This window comes from Rhizobium sp. N122, assembly GCF_002211295.1.
In the GTDB taxonomy this organism is placed as follows: Bacteria; Pseudomonadota; Alphaproteobacteria; order Rhizobiales; family Rhizobiaceae; genus Rhizobium.
Genome location: NZ_LOKU01000023.1, coordinates 127,168 through 153,656, shown reverse-complemented (window position 1 = coordinate 153,656; position 26,489 = coordinate 127,168). Strand labels below are relative to the sequence as shown.

The 26,489-nt window shown below is 61.4% G+C and carries 26 protein-coding genes; 12 read left to right on the top strand and 14 right to left on the bottom strand.

Features of this window, described 5'->3' with window-relative positions; all coding sequences use genetic code 11:
* Positions 1-41: 41 nt before the first annotated feature.
* Positions 42-1,721 carry an NAD+ synthase gene (locus tag ATY75_RS17570; protein ID WP_088938562.1) on the bottom strand — a complete coding sequence of 560 codons (1,680 nt, stop codon included), beginning with the start codon at positions 1,719-1,721 and terminating at the stop codon, positions 42-44.
* Between the two features lie 190 nt (positions 1,722-1,911).
* Between ATY75_RS17570 and ATY75_RS17565 the strand changes: the two genes are divergently transcribed.
* A complete protein-coding gene (locus ATY75_RS17565) occupies positions 1,912-2,442 on the top strand; it encodes a DUF1003 domain-containing protein (RefSeq protein ID WP_088938561.1) in 531 nt (176 codons plus the stop codon).
* Here ATY75_RS17565 and ATY75_RS17560 read toward each other — a convergent pair.
* Complete coding sequence (locus ATY75_RS17560; RefSeq protein WP_088938560.1) at positions 2,439-2,837, bottom strand: GFA family protein; 399 nt, start codon at positions 2,835-2,837, stop codon at positions 2,439-2,441. The two genes, ATY75_RS17565 and ATY75_RS17560, sit on opposite strands and share 4 nt — an antisense overlap.
* Before the next feature lie 298 nt (positions 2,838-3,135).
* On the opposite strand from ATY75_RS17560, the gene ATY75_RS17555 reads away from it, so the two are divergent.
* Positions 3,136-4,971: an ABC transporter ATP-binding protein gene (locus tag ATY75_RS17555; protein WP_088938559.1), complete on the top strand. Its 1,836-nt coding sequence runs from the start codon at positions 3,136-3,138 to the stop codon at positions 4,969-4,971.
* A gap of 57 nt (positions 4,972-5,028) precedes the next feature.
* On the opposite strand, the gene ATY75_RS17550 is transcribed toward ATY75_RS17555, so the two are convergent.
* Entirely contained in the window at positions 5,029-6,402 is a 1,374-nt protein-coding gene (locus ATY75_RS17550) for a 3-deoxy-7-phosphoheptulonate synthase class II (RefSeq protein ID WP_003579666.1), read from the bottom strand.
* 255 nt (positions 6,403-6,657) lie between these two features.
* On the opposite strand from ATY75_RS17550, the gene ATY75_RS17545 reads away from it, so the two are divergent.
* Both ATY75_RS17545 and ATY75_RS17540 read left to right on the top strand, forming a co-directional pair.
* On the top strand, positions 6,658-7,941 hold the full coding sequence (locus ATY75_RS17545) for a vWA domain-containing protein (RefSeq protein ID WP_088938558.1): 1,284 nt from the start codon (positions 6,658-6,660) through the stop codon (positions 7,939-7,941).
* A 68-nt stretch (positions 7,942-8,009) separates the two neighbouring features.
* Positions 8,010-8,459: a hypothetical protein gene (locus ATY75_RS17540; RefSeq protein WP_088938557.1), complete on the top strand. Its 450-nt coding sequence runs from the start codon at positions 8,010-8,012 to the stop codon at positions 8,457-8,459.
* A gap of 46 nt (positions 8,460-8,505) precedes the next feature.
* Here the strand turns inward: ATY75_RS17540 and gor are convergent, their stop codons facing one another.
* Positions 8,506-9,891, bottom strand: a complete 1,386-nt coding sequence (gene gor, locus ATY75_RS17535) for a glutathione-disulfide reductase (protein WP_088938556.1) — start codon at positions 9,889-9,891, stop codon at positions 8,506-8,508.
* Between the two features lie 535 nt (positions 9,892-10,426).
* On the opposite strand from gor, the gene ATY75_RS17520 reads away from it, so the two are divergent.
* Positions 10,427-10,645 (top strand): hypothetical protein, encoded by a 219-nt coding sequence (locus ATY75_RS17520; protein ID WP_003569075.1) that lies wholly within the window; start codon positions 10,427-10,429, stop codon positions 10,643-10,645.
* A gap of 45 nt (positions 10,646-10,690) precedes the next feature.
* On the opposite strand, the gene ATY75_RS17515 is transcribed toward ATY75_RS17520, so the two are convergent.
* The 3 genes from ATY75_RS17515 to rpiA form a co-directional block, all read right to left on the bottom strand.
* Complete coding sequence (locus ATY75_RS17515) at positions 10,691-10,975, bottom strand: acylphosphatase (protein WP_088938721.1); 285 nt, start codon at positions 10,973-10,975, stop codon at positions 10,691-10,693.
* A 94-nt stretch (positions 10,976-11,069) separates the two neighbouring features.
* Positions 11,070-11,639: a DUF2059 domain-containing protein gene (locus ATY75_RS17510; RefSeq protein ID WP_088938555.1), complete on the bottom strand. Its 570-nt coding sequence runs from the start codon at positions 11,637-11,639 to the stop codon at positions 11,070-11,072.
* Between the two features lie 15 nt (positions 11,640-11,654).
* A complete protein-coding gene (rpiA, locus tag ATY75_RS17505; protein ID WP_003579681.1) occupies positions 11,655-12,353 on the bottom strand; it encodes a ribose-5-phosphate isomerase RpiA in 699 nt (232 codons plus the stop codon).
* On the opposite strand from rpiA, the gene ATY75_RS34640 reads away from it, so the two are divergent.
* Positions 12,352-12,504 (top strand): hypothetical protein, encoded by a 153-nt coding sequence (locus ATY75_RS34640; RefSeq protein ID WP_190241376.1) that lies wholly within the window; start codon positions 12,352-12,354, stop codon positions 12,502-12,504. The genes rpiA and ATY75_RS34640 overlap by 2 nt on opposite strands.
* A 121-nt stretch (positions 12,505-12,625) precedes the next feature.
* Positions 12,626-13,336: an HAD family hydrolase gene (locus ATY75_RS17500; RefSeq protein ID WP_088938554.1), complete on the top strand. Its 711-nt coding sequence runs from the start codon at positions 12,626-12,628 to the stop codon at positions 13,334-13,336.
* A 225-nt stretch (positions 13,337-13,561) separates the two neighbouring features.
* On the opposite strand, the gene ATY75_RS17495 is transcribed toward ATY75_RS17500, so the two are convergent.
* Positions 13,562-15,475, bottom strand: a complete 1,914-nt coding sequence (locus tag ATY75_RS17495) for a murein L,D-transpeptidase (protein WP_088938553.1) — start codon at positions 15,473-15,475, stop codon at positions 13,562-13,564.
* A 70-nt stretch (positions 15,476-15,545) separates the two neighbouring features.
* Positions 15,546-15,812 carry a hypothetical protein gene (locus ATY75_RS33980; protein ID WP_143535316.1) on the bottom strand — a complete coding sequence of 89 codons (267 nt, stop codon included), beginning with the start codon at positions 15,810-15,812 and terminating at the stop codon, positions 15,546-15,548.
* A gap of 61 nt (positions 15,813-15,873) precedes the next feature.
* Between ATY75_RS33980 and fumC the strand changes: the two genes are divergently transcribed.
* Positions 15,874-17,265, top strand: a complete 1,392-nt coding sequence (fumC, locus tag ATY75_RS17490; RefSeq protein ID WP_088938552.1) for a class II fumarate hydratase — start codon at positions 15,874-15,876, stop codon at positions 17,263-17,265.
* A 171-nt stretch (positions 17,266-17,436) separates the two neighbouring features.
* On the opposite strand, the gene ATY75_RS17485 is transcribed toward fumC, so the two are convergent.
* Positions 17,437-18,264, bottom strand: a complete 828-nt coding sequence (locus tag ATY75_RS17485) for a VCBS domain-containing protein (RefSeq protein WP_088938551.1) — start codon at positions 18,262-18,264, stop codon at positions 17,437-17,439.
* Positions 18,265-18,518: 254 nt separating this feature from the next.
* Between ATY75_RS17485 and ATY75_RS17480 the strand changes: the two genes are divergently transcribed.
* On the top strand, positions 18,519-20,126 hold the full coding sequence (locus ATY75_RS17480; protein ID WP_088938550.1) for a fumarate hydratase: 1,608 nt from the start codon (positions 18,519-18,521) through the stop codon (positions 20,124-20,126).
* A 251-nt stretch (positions 20,127-20,377) separates the two neighbouring features.
* Positions 20,378-21,445 carry a GGDEF domain-containing protein gene (locus tag ATY75_RS17475; protein ID WP_065092374.1) on the top strand — a complete coding sequence of 356 codons (1,068 nt, stop codon included), beginning with the start codon at positions 20,378-20,380 and terminating at the stop codon, positions 21,443-21,445.
* Positions 21,446-21,493: 48 nt separating this feature from the next.
* On the opposite strand, the gene ATY75_RS17470 is transcribed toward ATY75_RS17475, so the two are convergent.
* The gene (locus ATY75_RS17470) at positions 21,494-22,105 is read right to left on the bottom strand and encodes a pyridoxamine 5'-phosphate oxidase family protein (protein WP_088938549.1); all 612 of its coding nucleotides are present in this window, start codon (positions 22,103-22,105) and stop codon (positions 21,494-21,496) included.
* Positions 22,106-22,142: 37 nt separating this feature from the next.
* Positions 22,143-23,123, bottom strand: a complete 981-nt coding sequence (locus ATY75_RS17465; protein ID WP_088938548.1) for an alpha/beta fold hydrolase — start codon at positions 23,121-23,123, stop codon at positions 22,143-22,145.
* 47 nt (positions 23,124-23,170) lie between these two features.
* On the opposite strand from ATY75_RS17465, the gene ATY75_RS17460 reads away from it, so the two are divergent.
* Positions 23,171-23,638 (top strand): MarR family transcriptional regulator, encoded by a 468-nt coding sequence (locus ATY75_RS17460; RefSeq protein ID WP_088938547.1) that lies wholly within the window; start codon positions 23,171-23,173, stop codon positions 23,636-23,638.
* Between the two features lie 3 nt (positions 23,639-23,641).
* Here ATY75_RS17460 and ATY75_RS17455 read toward each other — a convergent pair whose 3' ends face one another.
* Both ATY75_RS17455 and ATY75_RS17450 read right to left on the bottom strand, forming a co-directional pair.
* A complete protein-coding gene (locus ATY75_RS17455; protein ID WP_088938546.1) occupies positions 23,642-24,832 on the bottom strand; it encodes a low temperature requirement protein A in 1,191 nt (396 codons plus the stop codon).
* Between the two features lie 23 nt (positions 24,833-24,855).
* Positions 24,856-25,230 (bottom strand): DUF971 domain-containing protein, encoded by a 375-nt coding sequence (locus ATY75_RS17450; RefSeq protein ID WP_064841348.1) that lies wholly within the window; start codon positions 25,228-25,230, stop codon positions 24,856-24,858.
* A gap of 136 nt (positions 25,231-25,366) precedes the next feature.
* Here ATY75_RS17450 and moaA point away from each other — a divergent pair, with 136 nt between their 5' ends.
* On the top strand, positions 25,367-26,413 hold the full coding sequence (gene moaA / locus ATY75_RS17445) for a GTP 3',8-cyclase MoaA (protein ID WP_088938545.1): 1,047 nt from the start codon (positions 25,367-25,369) through the stop codon (positions 26,411-26,413).
* Positions 26,414-26,489 lie beyond the last annotated feature (76 nt).

Below are 26,489 nucleotides of genomic sequence, written 5' to 3'. Positions count from 1 at the left end.
GCGTCAGCAATCCCGATGACGTCAGCAAATCCCGATCGCGATTAGCGATCCCGGAACTGGTTGGTGATCGGATAACGCCGGTCGCGGCCGAAATTCTTCTTGGTGATCTTTACGCCCGGCGCAGATTGCCGCCGCTTGTATTCGGCGAGATAGAGCAGGTGCTCGACGCGATGGACGGTTGCCACGTCATGGCCGCGTGCGACGATCTCTTCGACCGCCATCTCCTTCTCCACCAGGCATTCGAGAATATCGTCGAGAACAGGATAGGGCGGCAGCGAATCCTGATCCTTCTGGTCGGGACGCAGTTCGGCCGACGGCGCCTTGTCGATGATATTTCTCGGGATCACCTCGCCCGACGGCCCCAGCGCACTCGGCGGCACATTCTCGTTGCGCCAGCGGGCCAGCGCATAGACCTGCATCTTATAGAGGTCCTTGATCGGATTGAAGCCGCCGTTCATGTCGCCGTAAAGCGTGGCGTAGCCAACCGACATTTCCGACTTGTTACCCGTCGTCACCACCATCGAGCCGAACTTGTTGGAGATCGCCATCAGGATGACGCCGCGCGCCCGGCTCTGCAGGTTCTCCTCGGTGATGCCGCTGTCCGTGCCCGCGAAGAGATCGGACAGCGCGCTGCTGAAGCCCGTCACCGGCTGCTCGATCGGCACGATGTCATAGCGGCAGCCGAGCGCCTTTGCGCAATCGGCCGCGTCCTTCAACGAGTCTTCCGATGTGTAGCGGTAGGGCAGCATGACGGTCCGCACCCGCTCCTCGCCCAGCGCATCGACGGCGATTGCCGTGCAGATCGCCGAGTCGATGCCGCCGGAAAGGCCAAGCACCACCGTCTTGAAGCCGTTCTTGTTGACATAGTCGCGAAAGCCGAGCAGGCAGGCCCGGTAGTCGGCCTCCTCGCCTTCAGGAATATGCGCCATCGGCCCTTCGGCGCAGTGCCAGCCGGCCTCGCCGCGTTTCCATGTCGTCACCGCCAGCGCCGTCTCGAACTGGCTCATCTGGAAGGCAAACGATTTGTCGGCATTGAAGGCGAAACTGGCGCCGTCAAACACCAGTTCGTCCTGGCCGCCGAGCTGGGCGGCGTAGACCAGCGGCAGGCCGGTCTCGATCACCTGCTTCAGCACCACCTGATGGCGGATATCGACCTTGCCGCGATAATAGGGCGAACCGTTCGGCGACAGCAGAATCTCGGCTCCGCTTTCGGCCAGCGTCTCGCAGACGCCGAGATCGCCCCAGATATCTTCGCAGATCGGAATGCCGATGCGAACGCCGCGGAAATTCACCGGCCCCGGCATGGCGCCCTGGTTGAAGACGCGCTTCTCGTCGAACTCGCCGTAGTTCGGCAGGTCGATCTTGTCGCGCACCGCGATCACCTTGCCGCCGTCGAGCACGGCGACGGAATTATAACGTCCCGTCTCGTCCTGCCGGGGAAAACCGATGAGAACGCCCGGCCCGCCATCGGCGGTATCGGCCGCAAGGCTCTCCACCGCTTTCCAGCAGGCGCGGATGAAGGCCGGCTTCAGTACCAGGTCCTCAGGCGGATAGCCGGAAATGAAGAGTTCGGTCAGGACGAGCAGATGCGCGCCTTCGCGAGCCGCATCGGCCCGCGCTTCGCGTGCCTTGACGAGATTGCCGGCGACATCGCCGACTGTCGGATTGAGCTGCCCGATGGCGATACGGAAGATATCAGAAAGAGCGTTTTCCTGTGTCATGTCATTTATTTAGCCTGCACCTTCCGCGACCGCAACATGTCCCGCGGCAAAAGCCGCGCCTTGCGGTGACGAAATTTTTGTGAACGGACGCGCCGCAGCCTCGCGGCATAGACACGCATTGCAATTTGCCGAAGGAGCGGAATACTGCCCGAAAAGCGACTGCATCGATAACAGGCACCGGAAACAGGCCATGTCTAATCTTTCGAACTTCATGCACCATCATTTCGACAAGCCGGCCGACGAACTCGGCGACATCGAAAAACGCGTGCTGGCGAAGGCGCACGCGCGCAAGGTCATCTCGACCGATGTAAACGCCGCTCTTTCCGCCGAGTCCTCGTTCGGCGAACGTGTCGCCGATGGAATCGCCCGCGTCGGCGGTTCCTGGTCGTTCATCCTCGCCTTCCTGGCCTTCCTCGTCGTCTGGACGCTGATCAACACCATCATCCTGGCGACTGGCGCTTTCGACCCCTACCCCTTTGTTTTCCTCAACCTGATCCTGTCGATGCTCGCCGCCATCCAGGCGCCGATCATCATGATGTCGCAAAACCGCCAAGCCGAACGTGACCGCTTCGAGGCCGCCAAGGATTACGAAGTCAATCTCAAGGCCGAACTCGAGGTGCTCTCCCTTCACCAGAAGATCGACATGCGCGTGCTGACCGAACTGACGGCGCTTCGCGAGGACGTCGCCCGCCTGAGCGCCGATCTTGCCGCCAGGAGCTAGACCGGATACCTGTCATATTGCGGCAGGCCATCTGTGATCTCATAGAAATCGCCCTTGTCGACGCAGTAGATGTGATGGCTAAAGGCAAGGCCGCTCGGCTCGTCGAAAGTTCCGGCCATGACGGAAACCTCCGGCGATTGGTCGCCCTGCCAGAACAGCGACGAACCGCAATTCGAACAAAAGCCGCGCTGGGCTTCGGCGCTCGACCGATACCAGCGGATCGCGCTGGCGTCTTCCACCGAAAGAGCGGCGCGCGGCACGTTGACCGCCGCATAATAAAACCCTGTCTGCCGGCGGCATTGCGAGCAATGGCAGCCGACGACGGGTCCGGGCTTTGCCCCAATTGAATATCGCACAGCGCCGCAAAGACAGCCGCCTGTATGCCGTTCGGTCATGTTCGCTCTCCCCTTTATGACTGAAAATTGCCGCCGATCTCGCCTTCCGTCAAATCCATTCCGTTCAACAAAATCATCAGAAATCTTGACGACCGCAGGCTTTGCCGATGCCCGGCTGTTGCGGTCGCCGCTGTTGCTTGTCGACAACACCCGCCCATCCCGTCCCATCCCGGCATTGAATTAGTCGCTGTTGTCGGCGATACTGCGGCTGCAATTTAATTCAACCTCCGGGAGACTGACATGAGAGCGCCCCTGTCCAAACAGAAAGGAAACATCGCCCACAGGGACATTCTGCCTCATGAATATTCGGTTCTCCCGCGCGAGGAAAAGCTCGCGACGTCATAACGCCTTCCTGAAATTATTCCTGCACGATCCCGACGTCGACCACGGCCGACGCTGGTCGCGCATGCGAAAATTTCTCTCCTACTATCGCCCGCATCTGCCTTTGCTGCTGGCGGATCTGCTGTGTGCCATTCTTGTCGCCGGCACGGCGCTCGCGCTGCCGCTCTGCGCCAATATTGTCACCAGCCGCCTTCTGGCTCTGCCAGACGCGCCGCAGGCCTTTGCCCAGATACTCGGGATGGGTGGCGTCATGCTGGTCGTCTTGGTGGTCCAGATCGCCGCCATCTTCTTCGTCGACTATCACGGCCACGTCATGGGCGCCCGCATTGAGGCGACGGTCCGGCAGGAACTCTTCGAGCACTGCCAGAGGCTGTCCTTCAGCTTCTACGACCGCCAGCGCACCGGCCAGCTGATGAGCCGCATCACCAATGATTCCCTGTGGCTGGGGGAACTCTTCCATCACGGCCCCGAGGACCTTTCCATCGCCGTGCTGAAATATGGCGGCGCCATGCTGGTGCTGTTCTTCATCGATCCGCCATTGGCCGGCCTCATCCTGCTGCTGACGCCTGTCGCGGTGATCTATGCGCTCTATTTCAACCGGCGCATGAACCGCGCGCTCGAAGCCAGCAAGCACCAGATCGCCGCGGTCAACGAACGTGTCGAAGATGCGCTGGCCGGCATCCGCGTCGTCCAGTCCTTCGCCAACGAGGCGCTGGAAAGGGAACGCTTCGCTGAGCAGAACCGGCGCTTCCTGCAAAGCCGCGCCGACGGTTACCGCAGCGAGGCGTGGTTTTCGGTCGGCACCGAAACCTTCGCCCAACTCGTCACCATCCTGGTGATCGTCGTCGGGGGCTTACGCATCCTGGCGGCGGAACTGACCGTCCCGGATATGCTGACCTTCCTGCTCTGCGTTGCCGTGCTGGTCGATCCCGTCCAACGGCTCGCCAATTTTGTGCGTCTCTGGCAGGAGGGCTATACCGGCTTCCTCAGGGCAATGGAGATCCTGGAGATCGACCCTGATATCACCGATCGGCCGTCCGCCCGGCCGATGCCGAAGCCAAGGGGAGAGATCAGTTTCTCCAATGTCGCCTTCGGCTATGAGGCCGATGGCCCGCGCGTGCTGGAACGGCTTTCCCTCACCATCGCACCCGGCGAGTTCGTTGCCCTCGTCGGTCCGTCAGGGGTCGGCAAGAGCACGCTTTGCGCACTCATACCACGGTTTTACGATGTCGAGGCCGGAGCGATCCACATCGACGGCACCGATGTAAGAGACGTGACGCTGGCCTCGCTCCGGCTCCATGTCGGGGTGGTGCAGCAGGATGTCTATCTCTTTGCCGGCACCGTGGCGGAAAACCTGCGCTATGGCAGGCCCGACGCCAGCGATGCGGAGCTGGAAGCAGCCGCCCGCGCCGCCAATGCGCACGATTTCATCATGGCCCTGCCCCAGGCTTATGACACCGATATCGGCCAGCGCGGCGTCAAGCTCTCCGGCGGCCAGCGCCAGCGCATCACCATCGCCCGCGCCTTCCTCAAGAATCCCGAGATCCTGATCTTTGACGAGGCGACCAGCGCGCTCGACAACGAAAGCGAACGGGCGGTGCAGCAGGCGCTGCTGAGCCTCGCGAACGGCCGGACCACCTTGGTCATCGCCCATCGCCTGTCGACCGTCCGCCATGCCGACCGCATCCTGGTGCTGACGGCTGACGGCATCGTCGAACAAGGCACGCATGACGAGTTGATGGCGCATGACGGCGTTTACGCCAACCTGCACAGCGTGCAGGCCAGCATTTGACAGCAATAAAAAACCCGGCATCGCGCCGGGTTTTTCGTCATTCGTCTTGGGTCGGCCTCAGCCGTTGGCGACCATGCGCTTCTCGTCGCGGCCGCCCTTCATGCGTTCGGCAAGCAGGAAGGCAAGCTCAAGCGCCTGGTCGGAATTGAGGCGCGGATCGCAATGGGTGTGGTAGCGGTCCTGCAGGTCGTCGGCGGTGACGGCGCGGGCGCCGCCGGTGCATTCCGTCACGTCCTTACCGGTCATTTCGACATGGATGCCGCCGGGATGCGTGCCCTCGGCGCGGTGGATCTGGAAGAAGCTTTCGACTTCCGACAGGATCCGCTCGAAGGGACGGGTCTTGTAGTTGTTGAGCGTGATCGTGTTGCCGTGCATCGGGTCGCAGGACCAGACGACCTTGCGGCCCTCGCGCTCGACGGCGCGGATCAGCCGCGGCAGGTTTTCGGCGACCTTCTCATGGCCGAAGCGGCAGATCAGCGTCAGACGCCCGGCTTCGTTAGCCGGATTCAGGATGTCGATCAGTTGCAGCAGATCGTCGGCCTGCAGCGACGGGCCGCATTTCAGGCCGATCGGGTTCTTGATGCCGCGGCAATATTCGATATGCGCATGGTCGGCCTGGCGCGTGCGGTCGCCGATCCAGATCATGTGGCCCGATGTGGCATACCAGTCGCCCGAGGTGGAATCGACGCGAGTCAGCGCCTCCTCGTAGCCGAGCAGCAGCGCCTCATGGCTGGTGAAGAAATCGGTCTCGCGCAGGCTCGGGTGGTTTTCCGAGGTGATGCCGATCGCCTTCATGAAATCCATGGTTTCGCTGATGCGGTCGGCAAGCTTGCGGTAGCGCTCGCCCTGCGGGCTGTCCTTGACGAAGCCGAGCATCCACTGATGCACGTTTTCGAGATTGGCGTAACCGCCCATCGCGAAGGCGCGCAGAAGGTTCAGCGTCGCGGCCGACTGGCGGTAGGCCATGGCCTGGCGTTCCGGGTTCGGAATGCGCGACTCCTCGGTGAACTCGATGCCGTTGATGATGTCGCCGCGATAGGCCGGCAGCGTCACATCGCCCTGCTTCTCGACATTCGACGAACGCGGCTTGGCGAACTGGCCGGCGATGCGGCCGACCTTGACGACCGGCAGCTGAGCGCCGAAGGTCAGCACGACGGCCATCTGCAGGAAGGCGCGGAAGAAGTCGCGGATATTGTCGGCGCCGTGTTCGGCGAAGCTCTCGGCGCAGTCACCGCCCTGCAACAGGAAGCCGTTGCCTTCGGCGACATTGGCGAGATGCTTCTTCAGGCGGCGCGCCTCACCGGCAAAAACCAGCGGCGGATAGCTGGCGAGCGTGGCCTCCGTTGCCGCCAACGCGGCTGCATCCGGATATTCGGGAACCTGCAGGATCGGTTTCTGCCGCCAGCTGCTCGGGGTCCAATTCTCTGCCATGTCACTCACCTCACTCACATCCGTCCCTGGGATGCACCTATCCTTGATTGCGGCGGCTTATAGACCTTTAGATCGGGCTTGCAAAGGCCAATCGCCCGATGCTCCACGCCATGCCGCCGCCATCGGCCGACGCTCGCATATAGGTAGCAAAAATCCCCGCTTCCATCGTTAAACCAGCATATACCACGTCGATTTCCCTATATTTTAGACTTTGAATGTAGAACCGGAAGGAGGTTTCAACATCGGGGATATGTCATGGCGATCCTTCCGCCCGGCTTCATAGCGGACCGCTCAGGCAATTTCGGCATCATGACCGCATTGCTGATGGTGCCGCTCCTTGGCATGGCAGGCATGGCGGTGGATTTCGCTCACGCCATGAGCCTGCGCACCCAGCTCTTCGCCGCCGCCGATGCCGCCGCCGTCGGGTCGATCGCCGAAAAATCCGGCGCGGTCGCCGTCGCCATGACCATGGCCGGCAATGGCACGATCTCACTTGGCAAGATCGACGCCCGCAGCATCTTCATGTCGCAGGTATCGGGAGAACTGGCGGATGTTAATGTCGATCTCGGCATCGACGTTACCAAGACCGCCAACAAGCTGAATTCGAAAGTTTCATTTACCGCCGCGGTGCCCACCACCTTCATGCGTATTCTCGGCAAGGATTCGATCACCATCTCCGGCATGGCGACCGCCGAATACCAGACCGCCGCCTTCATGGATTTTTACATCCTGCTTGACAACACGCCCTCGATGGGAGTCGGCGCGACACCCATCGACGTTTCAAAACTGGAAGCCAAGACAGGCTGCGCCTTTGCCTGCCACCAGATGGATCAGAGCACCAACAACTATACCATCGCCAAAAGCCTCGGCGTCGCCATGCGCATCGACGTGGTGCGCCAAGCGACCCAGGCGCTGACCGATACGGCCAAGACTCAGCGCGTCAGCAGCGACCAGTTCCGCATGGGCGTTTATACATTCGGCACCAAAGCGGAGGACGCAAAGCTCACCACGATTTCTGGCCTTACATCCGACCTGACGAAGGTGAAGAACTATACCGACGCGGTCGATCTGATGACCATTCCCTATCAGAACTACAATAGCGACCAGATCACCAACTTCGACAGCGCCATGACGCAGATGAACACCATCATCGATCCGGCCGGTGACGGCACGTCGAACATCAGCCCCGAAAAGATCCTGTTTTTCGTTTCCGACGGCGTCGGCGACAGCTACAAGCCGTCCACATGCACCAAGAAGACGACCGGCGGCCGCTGTCAGGAGCCGATCGACACCTCTTTCTGCAAGCCGTTAAAGGATCGCGGCGTCAAGATCGCCGTGCTCTATACCACCTATCTGCCGTTGCCGAGCAACAGTTGGTATAATACCTGGATCAAGCCCTTCCAGAACGAGATCCCGACGAAGATGCAGGCATGCGCCTCGCCCGGCTTCTACTTCGAGGTGTCGCCGACCGAAGGTATCGCGGATGCGATGAAGGCGCTCTTCCTCAAGGTCATCCGAGCGCCGCGCATCACCAGCTGAAGAACATAGCTGGGGTCGTGCTGACAAAATGCTTCGGTCGATGAGGCCGTGGCCCCTGGAGGTTCGCAGTGACAGCGCTTAGAATCTACGACCTCAGAGAGAATATCCTCGCGGTCGATCTGCTGGACTTGTTGCGCTTGTTGGCTCCTCAGTCTTTGCAGGCAAATTGGACAGTTTCCACGGTTAAGTCGTCTAAACCTGGACATGATTGGTTTGAGGCCACGGGTGAAGGCGGCGAGCAACTTGAGACATTGGCGCAGGTCAATGCACGGCTCTCAGGCCCTGATCTCGCGGCATTGGCCGAAAAGACGCGGCAAGTTATCTGGGGAGAGTTCGTCGGCTCGTTGCCAGCAGAGCTAAACGAGAAGTGGGTGGCTATCCGGGCTGCCGACAGTACCTTCTATGAAATTGAAACCGACGATGAGACGGTGCTCACCAAGATCAAATCGACCTATAAAGACGTTCGCGCTGACGAAGGTCCCATAGGTTCTTGGCCTTTAAACCATCCCACTGATTGATGGCTCCGTGGCCGGAGCCAGAAATGCAGCGGATAGCTTAATACACCTAGACACGCTTGCCGTCGCGGATCCGATAGCTCGGCGCATACATGGTGACGAGCTCTTCGGCCGCAGTCGGATGCAGCGCCATGGTCCGGTCGAAATCGTCCTTGGTGCAGCCGGCCTTTAGCGTTATCCCGAGCAGCTGCGCCATCTCGCCGGCATCGTGGCCGAGAATATGGGCGCCCACGACCTTGCGGCTAGCCGCATCGACGATCAGTTTCATGATCATCCGTTCGGCCCGGCCGGAAAGCGTCGCCTTCAGCGGCCGGAACTGCGCTCGATACACCTCAAGTTCGCCGTAACGCTTGCCGGCCTCTTCTTCCGAGAGGCCGACGGTGCCGATCTCCGGCTGCGAGAAGACGGCAGTCGGGATCAGCTCGTAATCCGGCCGAGTCGGATTGTTCTTGTATTCGGTTTCGATAAAGCACATCGCTTCGTGGATCGCCACCGGCGTCAGCTGTACCCGGTTGGTGACGTCGCCGAGCGCATAGACGTTTTCGACATTAGTGCGCGAATAGTCGTCGACGATAATCGCGCCACGCTCGTCGACGGCGACGCCGGCCGCCTCAAGGCCGAGGCCTTCGGTGTTCGGATCGCGCCCCAGCGCCAAGAGGACGACGTCTGCCTGCAGCTTGCCATTATTCATCGTCTCCAGAGTGAGCCCGCCCTCGCCTTTGGAAACCTTCTGCAGCGTATCGTGGCAAAGGATGCGGATGCCCTTGGCGACCATCGCCTCGTGCAGCCCGCGCCGCAGATCCTCGTCGAAGCGCGACAGGATCTCGGCGCCGCGATAGATCAGCGTCGTCTCGACGCCGAGGCCATGAAAGATATTGGCGAACTCGACGGCGATATAACCGCCGCCGGCGATGACGATCGACTTCGGCAGCTCTTCGAGATGAAAGGCCTCGTTGGAGGAAATGCACAGCTCGTGGCCGGGAAGGGCCGCATGCGGGTTCGGCCGTCCGCCGGTGGCAATCAAGATTGTCTTTGCCGTCACCGTCTGCCCTGTCTTCACAAGCCGCACCGTATGGGCGTCGACGAGTTCGGCCCGCGTTTCCAGGATCTCGGCATTGGCCCCGGCAAGGCCCTTCTTGTAGAGGCCTTCCAGCCGGGCAATTTCGACATCCTTGGCCGCCACCAGCTTCTTCCAGTCGAAGCTGCTTTCGCCGACCGTCCAGCCGAATCCGGCCGCATCCTCGAAATGCTCATGAAACTGCGAAGCATAGACGAAAAGTTTCTTCGGCACGCAGCCGCGAATGACGCAGGTGCCGCCGTAGCGGTACTCCTCGGCGATCGCCACCTTTTTGCCGAGCGAAGCAGCGACACGCGCGCCGCGCACGCCTCCGGAACCGCCGCCGATGACGAAGAGGTCGTAGTCGTAGGAAGACATGAGGAGCTCCGGAAGGGAATCGCAGGAAGGATGTTCCTGATATAGAGCCTTTCCTGGTTAGATTGAAGCATTCTGCCGGAGCAGGTTTTCGTCAGGGCAGAGGCGATTGGCGAAGGGCATACCCCTTGGTACGTCCGAGCCGATCGCCTCTGCCCTGGCTAGAGATGCCCGGCCCACCGGCCGCACCGCTTCGCCACGGCGAAGCGATCAGTGCGTCTGGAGATTCCAAGTCTTGCAGATTTGCCTGGCAAATCTGCGGGAGGGTTGGCTGAAACGGGCCGGCTGATCGACCGGCCGGCTTGGCCGTAGAACTGGGCTACGACGCGCGCCGGCCGGTCGACCATCCGACTCCGTTTGAGCCAACAGAATGCTTCAATCTAACCAGGAAAGGCTCTAGGGGCGATCGCCCTGAAAACAAAAGCCCGCTCCTGCATTATCCCGTTCCCCTCGCCCGAATCTTCACGGCAAACGGTTGACCCGGCCGCCCGAGGCTGGCAGGCAAATCCACGCAATAAAAAAGAAGCCGGAGCAAACGATGGATCAGACTCTCTTCGCCAACCTGTGCAAGGCCGGCAAATTCAAGGAAGCGCTCGGCCTCGCCATCCAAGGCCATGAGAACGAAAAATACGCACCGAGCCGTTTCGCGATGGACAAGAAAACAGGACTGCCGATCTTCTACCGCGGCAACAAGCGCGTCGAGCCGGATGAAACGGGTGTGTGGCAATTGGCCAAGAGCTCGAAGGATTGGGGCTGAGGGTCCGGCGTTTCCGGGATGCGCATCCCTTGGCAATTTGCCGCGTCAACCCGTGATGCGGAAACCCGTTGGCATTGTCTCGAGCGGGCTCGCTTCCGTCTCGACATCGGAAACCAATGCGCCCGCAGGCCCGCGGCCGAAGCGCTCGATCATTGTCGAGATGGCGGTATCGGGCCCTGCGATCAAAGCGGCGACAGATCCGTCCGCTTCATTGCGCACCCAGCCTGTGAGCCCGAGCCGCAACGCCTCATCGCGCGTCCACATGCGAAAGCCGACACCCTGGACCCGGCCTGATATCCGCACGCGCACAGCCTCGTAATGAGCAGACATGTTGCCTCGCCAAAGCCTCATCGGCATTACGGCATCCATCATAGCAAAAAAGCCCGGGCGATGCCGGGCTTTTGCAAATCCGCCGAGGCGGTCCTTACTTCTGGGCAGCCGGCGCCGGAGCGGGCGCGGGTGCAACCGGGCTGTCGGTTGCCGGCGGCGGCGCCTTGATGACCTTGGAAAGCTCGGCATTGCTCTGCTTTTCCAGGTCGCGGGAAATACCCTGCGCCCAGATGTCGGCAGCCTTCGCCGTCTCGCGCGAGGCGACCGGGCCGTCGCGCAACAGCTTCTTGCCGACGTCGGAATTATAGAAGTCGGCGATCGCCTTCAGTTCCTCGGCGGTAAAGGTCTTGGCATAGGTGAGCGCCGCCTCCTTCTCCAGATCGCCGCGGCGGGGCGCCAACGCCAGCGCCTGCGCGTCGACCGTCGACGAAATGATGTCCTGGTAGTTCGGCGAATCCTGGATCAGACCGGCCTTCAGTCGCTCGGCAAGACCGGGCAGAATGTTGTCGAACTGGGCCGTGGCGCCGATGGCGTCGATCGCCGCGCGAGACGCCTTCAGCTGCTCCTCGGAGACCTCCTGCGCCTTGACGGCGGAGCCGAAGGCAAGCCCGGAAAGAACGATCGTCGCAGCGGCAAAACGGCCAAGACCTGCAATGTTCATCATGAGTGTACGCTCCTGTTATCTGTTTGCCTGCAGCGTGCGCGCACCTGCAGGACCGGCAATGATCGCAAGTGCCGCCATATTGATAAAGAGCCCGTGTTCGACGACGCCGGGTATGGAATTCAGCTCGCTCGAAAGCGCCTCTGCATCAGGAATGCGGCCAAAAGATGCATCGATGATGTGATGGCCGCCATCCGTGGTAAACTCTCCGTCACCGGATTGGCGCAGGCTGAGTTCGCCGGAAAGGCCGAGCCGGGCCGCGACCTTCTCGATCGCGATCCGTGTCGAGACAAGCCCGAATGGATTGACCTCGATCGGCAGCGCGTAGGCGCCGAGCGTGTCCACAAGCTTGCTCTCGTCGGCAATGACGATCATCCGCTCGGAAGCGGCCGCGACGATCTTTTCGCGCAGCAGCGCGCCGCCGCCGCCCTTGATCAATCTGAGCGCCGGATCGACCTCGTCGGCGCCGTCGATCGTCAGATCGAGTGCCGGCAGTTCATCGAGCGATTTCAGCGGCACGCCAAGTTCGACGCAAAGCCGCGCCGTTCTTTCTGACGTCGGAACGCCTTCGACCCTGAAGCCGCCCGCGACCTTCTCCGCCAGCAGACGAACGAATTCTTCCGCCGTGCTGCCCGTGCCGATGCCGAGGCGCATTCCGTCTTCGACATGGGCGAGTGCGGCTGCGGCGGCCTTGATCTTCATTTCGCGGGCATCCATGCGCCGCCAACTCCGAATTATTGCGTTGGATGTGCTGTTTACACGGCTCGCCTGGCAAACGAAAGTCAAAATCATCACGGAAAATGAAAAGCCGAAACAAATGCCTGCGCCCTTCCCGGCCGGCATCCTAACGTTGCTTTCCGCCGCGTGATCGCCTACCTCAGGAACAACCATCGTTCCGGGGGCGAGCTGTCTTTCCCTCGAACGACATTCGTTCCGCCGGGACCACCCGTCGCTCTCCGGAACGGCCCATCGCGCAAAGAGGCAAACCCTTGACCCCTTCCCCTGTCCGCCCGGCACTCATCGTCTTCGATCTCGACGGCACCCTTCTCGACACCCATACGGATCTGGTCGAGAGCCTGAACCACACGATCGCAGCCCTTGGCCTCGACCCGGTCAGCTATGACGACCTCACCCATCTCGTCGGCCACGGCGCCCGCGTGATGATCGAACGCGCCTGCCGGCTGCGCGGCCATCCGCTCGAAAGCGACGCCCTGCCGCCCCTGGTCGAACGGTTCGTCGCCCATTATGCCGCCAACATGCCCGGCCGCACCGAACCCTATCCCGGTCTCGTCGCGGCGATGGATGAGCTTAAATCTGCCGGTTACCGCCTCGCTGTCTGCACCAACAAGATGGAAAGCCTGGCGCTCGGCCTGCTCGAAAAACTCGACCTCGTCAGCTATTTCGATGCCATCACCGGCGGTGACAGCTTCCCCGTGCGCAAACCCGACGCCCGTCACCTCAGCGGCACCATCGACCGCGCCGGCGGCGATATCACCCGCACCGTCATGATCGGTGACAGCATCAACGACATCGCCGTCGCCAGAAACGCCGGCGTGCCGTCGATCGCCGTGCCTTTCGGCTATTCCGACGTGCCGGTTTCCAACCTCGATCCGGACATGATCATCACTCATTACGATGAGCTGACGCCTGATCTGGTGGAGAGGCTGTTGCAGGAATATGCGGTGAAGGTCGCGGTCTGAGGCTGTCGCCTCTCTTCCCTCATTCTTTGCCGATGTACCGTGCAAGCCCCCCTCTGCCTTGTGGTGGAGATGCCCGGCAGGGCAGAGGGGGGCTGCCACGGCAGGCCCTTTCCCTCGTCATTCCCTCCTCGAGCCTAAGAGCCCAGAACGGCGCCGTTGGCATCTCGGCCCAAACAAAACGGGCGGCCCGAAGACCGCCCGCTGCATAACCCGCTAAACCCTAGGTCAAATCTGCGCGCCACGCGCCTTCGTCGTCGCGTCGAAAGCCTTGTCGACATAGGCGTCACGGCCATAGACGTCGTCGAAATACTCCACCACGCCGTCCTTGTTCGGCCAGGCGGTGAAGTAGGACACGTAGACCGGGATCTTCTGCGGCACCTTCACCGCATGGTTCTGCCCGCTGGCGATCTGCTTGGCGACGTCGTCGACCGACGTGCCGAGCACGGCGGCGGCCATTGCGCGCGGATTGGAAAGGCGCACGCAGCCGTGGCTCAGAGCCCGCATATCACGCTTGAAGAAGCTCTTAGACGGCGTGTCGTGCATATAGATCGCGTGGCTGTTCGGGAACAGGATCTTCAGCTCGCCGAGCGCATTGTCACTGCTCGGCGGCTGGCGCACCGAGACGTTATTGGTCGAGCCGTACCAGTCGACGCTCGACGAGGCAACGGCATGGCCGTTCACTTCGACTTCATAGCCGAGCTGGTCGAGATAGTTCGGGTCGGAACGCAGCTTCGGCAGCATCTCGTTGATGATGATCGACTGCGGCACGCCCCAGAACGGGTTGAACTCCACCGTCTCGATCTCGTCGTCGAAGAAATAGGTCTGGTTGTTCTTGCCGCCGACAACGACGCGCATCGACAGCTGTTCCTTGCCGTCATTGTGGTAGTAGGCCATGAAGGCCGGCTGGTTGATCATCACGTAGCGTGAACCGAGATCCTCCGGCAGCCAGCGCGCCTGCTCCATGGCGACATCGAGCTTGCCGATCTTCGAGGCATTGGTATCGCCCCCGGTCATGGCGCGTACGGTCGCCTGGCCGATGACCCCATCGGCCTTCAGTCCACGCTCTTGCTGGAAGGCCTCGACCAGCGAGACGATATCGGGCGAGTAGTCACTGCTGCCTGCGTAAGCGGCAAGCGTTGCCGCGTGGTCGGTCTTCAGCGTTTCGGACCCATGCTTGCCGATCGCCTTGACGATATTGGCGATCTCGGGCGAGCTGTCGCCAGGCTTCAGCAGCTTGTCGAGCGAAACGACGATTCGCTCCTCATTGCCGCCATCGGCGGCGCGAAGCTTGGCAAGCTCCGCTTTCAGCGCCTCGAACTGCGGACCATCGGGCGAGCGGCTGGCGATATAGGCGCCGGCATCGGGGCTCATACGGGCAAGCTTCAGCACCGGCGTCAGATTGACCACCTTGCGCTGGAAATCGTGATAGCCGGAAATCTTGTTCGGATCGATGCGGCCGCGCACCGTATCCTGCACGAAGGCCAGCACCTTGGCCGAGAGCTCGAGTTCGAACTGCGTCAGCGCTCGGTCGCGGGCCGCGGGATCGGGATTGGCAGGATCGATATCCGGCGTCTGGACAGCGTAATCGGCCGGGTCGAGACCGACCGAAGCCACATCGGCAAGTGCCGCCATCGCCGACTTGGCGCGGTCGTTGACCTGGTTGCCCTCGACCCAGACGAGCGGATTGCGGCTGTCGCCGTAATAGGCTTCGAGCGCCTTTGCGACATCAGCATTGGCGCGCACCTTGGCCTGCGCCAGGAAACGGCGCTGCACGGCGGGTTCGGCGCCGGCATCGCCGCCGCTCGCCGAAACATCGGCAACCGCGCCGGTGACGACAGGATCGGCAAACTTGCTGGTGTCGACGAACTGCAGCGTCTCGGTCTTATAGGTGTAGTAGCGCGGGCCGCTGACCTTCGGCAGCGGCGCTTCCGGATCGAGCCCGCCGAGCGAGCCGCCATCGGCGCCACGCGGCACCGGACGGCCGGGCGCCTGATCCATGAAGATGGTGCTTTGGGTCCGCTGCCTGTCGCCGCGCAGCATGTCCATCAAAGTATAAGCATGCGCGGGTGCGGCACTCATAACCGCCACGCCGCAGGAAATTGCCAATGCGGATGCCGCGCTTTTCAAAACGAACGTCATATATCTTCCAGTCCCGGTGTCATGCTGTTCTCAGCTCAAATCCCGCGAAACTCAGCGTCCGGCTCATTGATCAGAAACCGGCCTGCGCCGCCAGCGCCGGCGGACTCAATTCTGTGTGACGGAGTTCCTGCATGGCGCCGCGCAGAAGTTCACACAAAATTATGAAATTATTAGTTAATTTTTTACCGAATTTTCGCATCCGGGCCAGTGGGACGAATTCGCCCGGACGCATAAAATTTTCAAAGTGGCCGAAAAAGCACGCCGCACAACCCATCAAAACATGACTGCCAATTTCAATATTTCCTATCGCGTCCGGTTTTCTTGTCGGACGTTCCAACCTATAAGACCTCATCTTTCTCAGATGACCGAAAACAGCATGTAAAGGGAAGGCAAGGCCGATGACCGCAACCCGCACCGAAACCGATACTTTTGGCCCGATCGACGTCGCCGCCGACCGATATTGGGGCGCCCAGGCCGAACGTTCGCTCGGCAATTTCAAGATCGGCTGGGAAAAGCAGCCGCTGTCGATCGTGCGTGCGCTCGGCATCGTCAAGCAGGCCGCCGCCCGCGCCAACATGTCGCTCGGCCAGCTCGACCCTGCGCTTGGCAAGGCAATCGTCGACGCCGCCCAGGAAGTGATCGACGGGAAGCTCGACGAGCATTTTCCGCTTGTCGTCTGGCAGACCGGTTCGGGCACGCAGTCCAACATGAATGCCAATGAGGTGATCTCCAATCGTGCTATAGAAATGCTCGGCGGCGTCATGGGTTCCAAAAGGCCAGTGCATCCGAACGATCACGTCAATATGAGCCAGTCGTCGAACGACACCTATCCGACGGCGATGCACATCGCCTGCGCCGAACGGATCGCCCATCACCTGCTGCCATCCCTGAAGCACCTGCATGCCGCCCTCGACATGAAGGTCACCGAATTCAGCCACATCATCAAGATCGGCCGCACCCACACCCAGGATGCGACGCCGCTGACGCTCGGCCAGGAATTTTCCGGTTATGCCGCCCAGGTCGGCTCCGCCATCAAGCGCATCGAAATGACCCTGCCCGGCCTCTGCGAACTCGCCCAGGGCGGCACCGCCGTTGGTACCGGCCTCAATGCGCCGGTGGGCTTTGCCGAAAGGGTCGCCGAAGAGATCGCCGCCATAACGGCCATGCCCTTCGTCACCGCGCCGAACAAGTTCGAGGCGCTCGCCTCTCATGACAGCATGGTCTTTTCCCATGGCGCCATCAATGCGGCCGCCGCCGCCCTCTTCAAAATCGCCAACGACATCCGCCTGCTCGGCTCCGGCCCGCGCGCCGGTCTCGGCGAACTGGCGCTGCCGGAAAACGAACCCGGCTCGTCGATCATGCCCGGCAAGGTCAACCCGACCCAGTGCGAGGCACTGACGCAGGTCTGCATCCACATCTTCGGCAATCACGCCGCGCTGACCTTCGCCGATAGCCAGGGCCATTTCGAGCTCAATGTCTACAATCCGATGATGGCCTATAATTTCCTGCAGTCGGTGCAACTGCTGGCCGACGCCGCCGTCTCCTTCACCGACAATTGCGTCGTCGGCATCGAGGCGCGCGAGGACAACATCAAGGCCGGCCTGGAACGCTCGCTGATGCTGGTGACCGCGCTTGCCCCGAAGATCGGCTACGACGCGGCCGCCAAGATCGCCAAGACCGCCCACAAGAACGGAACGACGCTGAAGGAAGAGGCGCTTGCGAGTGGACTGGTGACGTCGGAAGAGTATGACGCGATCGTGCGTCCGGAGACGATGATCGGGCCGAAATAGAAAACGAGGGCTGCCCCTCATCCGGCCGCCGCCACCTTCTCCCCGTAAACGGGGCGAAGGGGATATGCCGCAAGCTCTCCGTCCCTCACCAGCGCCTCGCGGGGCACGTCCCCTCGCCCCGTTTTTACGGGGAGAGGGTTAGGGTGAGGGGCAAACCGCGCACCCTTGCCGTCAAACCAACAGCGAAAAATTGTCCATCACCACAGAATTGCCCATGAAATCGAAGCGGATTTCTTCAATGTCTTCGATATTTACCTCGAGACTGGGACCAGTGACCTCAAGCTCCTGCTGATAGACGATCTGGCCATCATTCATGGCGGTCAGCGTCAGGTGAAACGGCGAAGCCGACAATTCGGCGATCGAGACGCCCTGAAAGGTAAACTCCCCGCCATCGACCATTTTCAAGGTCACCGGCAGAGAGCCCGGCGATAGAACGGTATCGCTGAAACCGTCCTCGGTGATGGCGTCAACGCCCAGGATAGTATCGTAGACGATACCGTTCAGAAGCGTCAGTTCGTGACTGCCGTTCACAGAGAGTGCAAAGCCCCGATAGTCGGGAAGGAAGAAATCATCCGCCCGCGACGTGACGCCCATGTCGTCGAAATCCAGGACTTCGTGGTATTTTTCATCTTCGTTGACGCCGTCGATTGCAAGCGTCAACACGCCGAGGTCCGTGCCCCCCGAGCCGTCCGACATCTTGTAGCTGAGCTTTTCGATGAGCTGATCGTACTTGCTTAAATTCTTCACCACGTCGAGCGTGTAATCCAGCTCATATGTGAAGTGGCCGTCAGGTTTCACCTTGAAGGTTCCATACTTGCCCTCGATGATCGTTTCGTGGTCAGGCCCATGTTTGGCGTCGATGCGGATGCCGTTGACGAAGCGAACGTACATGTCCGCTCCTTCGGGATCGCTGGCGAGGCGTAGCAGATCGCCTCTGATCCAGTCATGCTCGAAGAAAACAAGAAGGTCGTCGACAGCAGTTGGCTTTGCATTTGGCATTGGAAGCCCCGGCAGGTTAACGCTGCGGGAATATGAACCGGGCTTGAATTGAAAGCAACCTGAAGTCTGTCTTTTCGCGACAAATGACGATATCCGCTTTCTTTTACTCGCCTAGGGCGTGTGACACGTCGACGGCAAAATGCAGCACGACATGGCCGCAACGCCAAACTCCGCCGCATGCAGATTGCTTTTGCCCGACAGGAGATTTAGATCGGTTCCAATTTAGCGACGCGCCCACCAGAAAGGTCACTTCGATGGCTGACGATCTCTTTCCCCTTGGCAAGGATGCCACTGCCTATCGCAAGATCAGCAGCGATTATGTGTCGGTCGATACCTTCAAGGGTCAGGAGATCCTGACCGTCGAGCCGGAAGGCATCCGCCTGCTCGCCGAAACCGCCTTTGCCGACATCAACCACCTGCTGCGCCCCGGCCATCTGAAGCAGCTCGCCTCGATCCTCGACGACCCCGAGGCGACCGACAATGATCGCTTCGTCGCCTACGACCTCCTGAAGAACGCTAATATCGCTGCCGGCGGCGTGTTGCCGATGTGCCAGGATACCGGCACGGCGATCATCATGGGCAAGAAGGGTCGCAGGGTCTGGACCGAAGGCGGCGATGGCGCCGCCCTCGCCCGCGGCGTCATGGATGCCTATGAGAAGAAGAACCTGCGTTATTCGCAGCTCGCGCCGGTGAAAATGTTCGAGGAGAAGAACACCAGGAACAATCTGCCGGCCCAGATCGACATCTACGAGGAAGGCACCGACGCCTATGAATTCCTCTTCGTCGCCAAGGGCGGCGGCTCGGCCAACAAAACCTTCCTCTACCAGGGCACGCCCTCGCTTTTGACGCATGACCGGATGATCGACTTCCTCAAGGAGAAGATCCTGACGTTGGGTACGGCCGCCTGTCCGCCCTACCATCTGGCGATCGTCATCGGCGGCACCTCGGCCGAGATGAACCTGAAGACCGTCAAGCTCGCCTCGACCCGCTATCTCGACGAGTTGCCGACCGAAGGCTCCGAGAGCGGCCACGCCTTCCGCGATCTCGAGATGGAGAAGGAAATCCACAAGCTGACACAGCAGATGGGTGTCGGCGCCCAGTTCGGCGGCAAGTATTTCTGTCATGACGTGCGTGTCATCCGCCTGCCCCGCCATGGCGCCTCGCTACCGATCGGCCTTGGCGTCTCCTGTTCCGCCGACCGCCAGGCCAAGGGCAAGATCACCCGCGACGGCATCTTCATCGAACAGCTCGAAACCGATCCGTCGAAATACATGCCCGAGATCGATGAAGCGAAACTGTCTGAATCGACCATCCATATCGACCTCAACCGGCCGATGGCCGAAGTGCTGGCCGAACTCTCCAGGCATCCGGTCAAGACGCGCCTGTCGCTCACCGGCACCATCATCGTCGCCCGCGATCTGGCGCACGCCAAGATCCGCGAGCGCCTGGAAAAGGGCGAAGGCATGCCCGATTACCTGAAAAACCACCCGGTCTATTATGCCGGTCCGGCCAAGACGCCTGTAGGTTACGCCTCCGGCTCCTTCGGCCCGACGACGGCCGGCCGCATGGACAGCTACGTCGACCAGTTCCAGTCCTTCGGCGGCTCGATGGTGATGCTCGCCAAGGGCAACCGCTCGCGCGCCGTACGCGAGGCCTGCAAGAAACACGGCGGCTTCTACCTCGGCTCGATCGGCGGCCCCGCCGCCCGCCTCGCTCAGGACTGCATCCGCAAGGTCGAAGTGTTCGAATATCCCGAACTCGGCATGGAAGCGGTCTGGAAGATCGAGGTCGAAGACTTCCCCGCCTTCATCGTCATCGACGACAAGGGCAATGATTTCTTCCAGGAATTGAACCTGGGGTGATATCGACAAGTCGAATACGACCTCTGGCAGAGAAGAACTGTAAGTTTTTCGGACAGCGCTGCCCACACAACCAGTCTGCACTGGGCCCGAAAAGATAGGTTTTTCCGTGTAGAATCATAGGCATGAAAGAAGTATTGACCTATAGGGCAATTGTCGCATGTAGTATTTGGTATATGTCGCTTTAATCTTTTCCCAAGAAATTTAAGCTACCAAATAGAATATTGCCTTTGAATATATGAGGAGTTCGCCGGATGAATACGGCTGTCGCGCCCAAGGTGCAGGTTCCCGATGTTGCGGGCCAGATCACCTATGCCATGCGCTCGATGGGCGTTGCGCCGATACCGCGCAATTACGAACTCTTCTACGAGGCCTATATCGGCTCCAATCCGGCGCTGACACGGGAGCTTTCAGCCCTTGGCAGCCAGGCGACGCAGGCCGAACTCGACGCGCTCGGCGCGCAATATTTCACCAGCAGCCCGGCCCGCGTTGTCGACGACGCCCATAGCCGCATATCAGGCGAACTCGACGGCTTGCTCAGGATTCTAAGGCAGGAGCAGAGTTCGCTGGAAAGCTATACCAGGCTGCTTGGCGAGACCCATAAGCGCATCACCTCCAAGAGCAATGCCAGCGTCGAGCTGATCGAAAACGCCATCGAGCTCCTCAGCCAAGCGACCGGCGACACCATGGCGCATGGCGAACGCACCGTCGAGGACGTCGTTCAGCGCTCGCAGGAGATGGACCAGGTCCGCAAGGAACTCGACGAATACAAGCGTATCGCCAACACCGATTCGCTGACGCGTCTTTCCAACCGCCGCGCCTTCGACGAGCGCCTCGCCGCCGTCTTCAACAATCCCGGCATGCGGCCGGTGACGGCCCTGCTGCTTGCCGATATCGACAACTTCAAGAAGATCAACGACACCTACGGCCATCCCGTCGGCGACAAGATCCTCGCCACCGTCGCCTCCGTCATCCGCAGCAATGTCCGCCGCGATGTCTTCGTCGCCCGTGCCGGCGGCGAGGAATTCGCGCTGATTATCGACGGCAATACGCCCGAGGAAATCACCGCGATCGCCGAGCGCATCCGCCGCACGCTGGAAACGACCCCGTTCAAAAATTCCCGCACGCGGGTCAATTACGGCCCGATCACCGTCTCGATCGGCATCTGCATGGCCTCCAGCGCCGAGGACGCCGGCGAACTCTACAGCAAGACCGACATCGCCCTTTACGGCGCCAAGAATGCGGGCCGCAACTGCACCATCCTCTATCAGGACGGCATGCAGAAAGATTTCACCAAGAGCTGGCTGATCTATAAGAGCTGACGGCGAACCGCCGCCGCAGGCGCGCTGTCACCCACAGGTGACAGCGGCTTACCACATTGTCTTCGCCGCGCGTCCAGGCCATTCGCGGTCGTAGGTTTCCTGGTCGAAATCGCCTACCGCCGCCTTCAGCATCTGGCCGGGTGTCGGCAGACCTGCGGGATCGGCGAAATGCTCGGCATTCCAGAGTTCGGCCCGCATCACTGCGCGGGCGCATTGAAAATAGACCTCGTCGATCGAAATGACGATGACCGTGCGCGGATGTTTGCCGTCCATCTCGAAACCTTCAAGCAGCGCCTCGTCGTTGGAGACGACGCCGCGGCCGTTGATGCGCATCGTCGTGTTCGAGCCGGGGATCAGGAACATCAGCGCGAGCCTCGGATCGCGCACAATATTGGAAAGCGAATCGACGCGGTTGTTACCGCGCCAGTCCGGCAGATGCAGCGTCCCGTCGTCGACGACGCGCACCACCCCGCCGAGATCGCCGCGCGGTGAACAGTCGAGCCCTTCCGGCCCGACCGTCGCAAGTGCGGCAAACGGCGAGATCTCGATCATCTCGCGATAAAGCGGCGTAAGCCGCCTGGTCACCTTGTCGACCGAGGCCTGTGACAGGCCGGCGCCGTAGATCGTGTTGAGCTCTTCGATGCTGCTGATGATTTTCATGAGGCGTCCCGCCGCGGCTTGATCTTCGCGCCGGACGCTACAATGCCGCGCGCCGCGCCGGAAGCTCAAAAAACGGAATGATCTCCGCATCTTTTTTGATGCTTTCGTCAAACGCGTCCTCTTCACCCCGATCGCCGTCGAGAAAAGCCGCAATCGCGCCAAGCACCGGCTCTGCGCCGACGATGCGCCGATGCCCGAAGCCGTTCGCCCAGAACAGGCGCACACTTGCACCCGCCGCACCGTACCGCCTGGCATGGGCCGGCGGCACCTCCTTGTCGTCCTCGGCATGGATGACGAGCACCGGTCGGCCGATGCCGCCTGCCGTATTGTCCGCGTCGAACGCCTCAAGTCGCCGCCCGGTGACGCGATGAACCTCATTCTCCAGCGCGGCCTGCGCCGCGGGGCGAAGGCCGATCATCCGGCCGAAATCGACAAACAGCCAGCGCATCTCGCTTGGCGCGCCGATCAGCACCAGCCGTTCGCAGGCAACAGGCGCCATGTCGGGCAGCAGGCCGGCCGCCGAGACCATCAGCGCCGCACCGCCGAAGGAATGGCCGATGACCGCATCGAAGGCGCCGAACCGCTCCCCGGCCGCGGCGATCGCACCGACCGCAAGCCCCATATGCAGGAACCGCCCGCCGGCGCGCCCGTGGCCGGGAAAATCGAGCGCCACCACTTCCGCACCGGTTGCCGCAAGCATCGAGACGAGCTCGGCCATATATTCGCCACTCGAGCCCCAGCCATGCGTCACCAGGAAACGCGGGCGTTTTCCCCTCGCCCCGCCGTTCAGCCGGTAGGCATGCGCTTTCGCCCCGCTGGCAAGCTTGAGGGTAAAATGCTCAGCGCCGGCAAGCCGGGCCGCGCCCGCGGCATGCGCCGCCTTTGCCTTCGCGCCCTTCGGCCGCGGCGACGGTGTGCGGCAGAACAGCCGGAACGCCATCCTGCCGGCCAGCTCCGGTGAAACCGCCTGCAGAGCCGAAAAACCCAGACGGGTGACCTCCAGCGCAAAATTTGCCATAGTGAGAATCCAAAAGACTGTTCAACACTGAACAATAAAGTACAACGATGAACAAAAATCAATCCCTTCCCTGGGATCATCCGCGTTTTCGCAGCTGGATCGCGGTGGCGCGCGCCTGCCAACTGATGCAGCAGTCGCTGACCCGCTCGCTGGCCGATCTCGACATCAAGCCGCCGCACCTCGACATTCTCGTCAATCTCTATCGTTTTGAGGGCATCTCGCAGCAGGAACTGGCGCGCAAGCTGCTGGTCGGCCGCTCCAATATGAGCATGCTCTTGCCGCAGATGGAAAAACGGGATCTGATCGAGCGGCGCGGCGACGCGCGCGACAAGCGCGTGCTGCGCCTTTATCTCACCGCGGAGGGCCGCCGGCTGACAGAGGCGGCGATGGCGATCCAGACCGCTCTCATCGAACGCACCCTCTCCGACGAGCCGATCGAGCAATGCATGGCGACGGCCATCTCGATGGAGCGCATCATCGCCACCCTGCTCAAGGATCTCAGCGACAACGACTGACGATCAATGCAGCGTCGGCGCCGGCGATGTACCGCTCAGCGAGCGGTATTCCCAGGCCGCGACGACGATCAGCACCAGCGTCGCCAGAATGCCCAGCAGATAGATCTCGATGAAGGGGGCTGCGAAGGCGAGAAGGATCAGCAACACGAGGCCGGCAAGATGCGACAGCGGCAGCTGCCCGCTGGTCGCGCCCTTGAACCAGAGATTGCCGATCAGGAACAGGCCGGAGCCGCCGAGCACCGCCGCAGCGATGCCGAAATCGCCGGCCTCGTGCGGATGCGAGAACATGAACTCGACGGCCACCGCATGCACGATGATGCCGGCCAGGATCGGGATATGCCCATAGGTGAAGGCCTGCCGCGCCAAGGCCCCCGGCGTCGCCTCATGTTCGATGCGGTGGGCGGCGCGCCCGTGGCCGAAACGGAAATAAAGCCACCACATGGCGACCGTGCCGACGAAGCCGGTGATGAAGACGATGCCGGTCAGCCCCGAAACCGGCAGCTCCGAAAAGGTGCGTCCGGATACCAGGATCGCTTCGCCGAGGCAGATGATGACGAAGAGCGCGCAGCGCTCGGCCATATGGGCGCCGGACACATCCCAGTCGCTTGGAACGGAGCGGCCGAGGCCCGGCACCGCAAAGCCCGCGGCCGGCCCGGCATATTCGATCGCCAGCGCAATCACCCAGGCGATCAGCCGGGCTTCATGCTCCAGCAGCCCGCCGGCGATCCAGAAGACGGCGGCAACGATGAGCCAGGTGGTGATGCGGACAAAATTCAGCGTATTGGCGCGGTCGACGCGTGTCATCGCATAGGTCGCAAACAATGAGCGCCCGACCTGCATCGCCACATAGGCGCCGGCAAAGAGCAACCCCTTGTCGCCGAAGGCCTCGGGAATGGAGGCCGACAGCAGCAGCCCCAGCATCATCAGCGCCACCAGCATGCCGCGCACCGGCATCTTGTCGGGATCGAGCCAGTTGGTCACCCAGGCGGTGAAGATCCATACCCACCAGACCGAAAAGGTCATCAATGCCGCCTCGGCGGCACCAAGCGGCGTATAATGAGCGGCAAGCGCATGCGAAAGCTGCGAGATCGAAAAGACAAAGACCAGGTCGAAGAACAGTTCGAGGAAGGTCACCTTGCTGCCGGCCGCACTCCCCTTGGCGCGCAGCCAGTTCTTTCCGGTCGCTTTTGTCATGTATCCCCCGATACCCGTTGATTTCAGCGCGGCTTTTCCGCCGTGTCGCGGTTCATGCCTTTTTCGCGGAGCTCGTCCTCATAGGCCGAAAACAGCTCCGCGCCCCGTTCGCCGAGTTCGCGCAGATAAGTCCAGGTATAGATGCCGGTATCGTGCATGTCGTCAAAACCGATCCTGACGGCATAATTGCCGGTCGGCGTCATCGAGATGATCGCGACGTTGCGCTTGCCCGGCACCGTCACCCGCTGTCCCGGCCCGTGGCCCTGCACCTCGGCCGACGGCGACAGCACGCGCAAAAGCTCGGCCGACAGCTCGAAGCTCCGGCCGTCGTCGAAGGTCACCGCCAGCCGCTGCCGGTCTTTCGAAACGCGAATTTCGCTCGGCCAGATATCGCTCATCATTTTGTCCTCTTCTCCTGCGAGGAGTAGGCGCTGATGTTTTTCAGCGCAAGCTGAAATTGGCATGCGCGCACCGGCTGTTTCCCTTGACGCGACAATAGCATATGCCCACATTGAAGAGAGTACGGAGATCCAGTTGAATACCAGGGTAGGAACGATAGGCGATGCATCGCCGCTCACGGCGGATGCACATCCGATGATCGACCCGTTCGGCCGGGCCGTCACCTATCTGCGCGTCTCCGTCACCGACCGCTGCGATTTCCGCTGCACCTATTGCATGGCCGAGAACATGACCTTCCTGCCGAAGAAGGACCTGTTGACGCTGGAAGAGCTCGACCGGCTCTGTTCCGCCTTCGTCGCCAAGGGCGTGAGGAAGATCCGGCTGACCGGCGGCGAACCGCTGGTGCGCAAGAACATCATGTATCTTGTCCGCCAGCTCGGGGAAAAGATCGGTTCCGGCCTCGACGAGCTGACGCTGACCACCAATGGCTCGCAGCTCTCCCGCCATGCCGAGGAGCTCTATGAGTGCGGCGTGCGCCGCATCAATGTCTCGCTCGATACGCTCGATCCCGACAAATTCCGCAAGATCACCCGCTGGGGCGATTTCGCGAAGGTGATGGAAGGCATCGACGCAGCGCAGAAGGCCGGCATCAAGATCAAGCTCAACGCCGTGGCGCTGAAAGATTTCAACGACGCCGAGATGCCCGATCTCCTGCGCTTCGCCCATGGCCGCGGCATGGACCTGACGGTGATCGAAACCATGCCGATGGGCGAGATAGACGAGGACCGCACCGACCAGTACCTGCCGCTCTCCGAGCTGCGCGCCGATCTGGAAAAGCAGTTCACCCTCACCGATATCGATTACCAGACCGGCGGCCCGGCGCGCTACGTCAGGGTCACGGAGACCGGCGGCCGCCTCGGCTTCATCACGCCGATGACCCATAATTTCTGCGAGAGCTGCAATCGCGTCCGCCTCACCTGCACCGGCACGCTCTATATGTGCCTCGGCCAGAACGACGCCGCCGATCTTCGCGCCGCACTGCGCGCCACCGAAGACGACTCCCTCCTCCACACCGCCATCGACGAGGCCATCACCCGCAAACCGAAGGGCCACGACTTCATCATCGACCGCACGCATAACAGGCCGGCCGTGGCCCGGCATATGAGTGTTACGGGTGGGTGAGACGCGGTCCCGCGAAGCGGGAGCGATCGATCCAGTGAATCGATCGCAGCGTCGAACGCCCTGAGCCCAAGCGAAG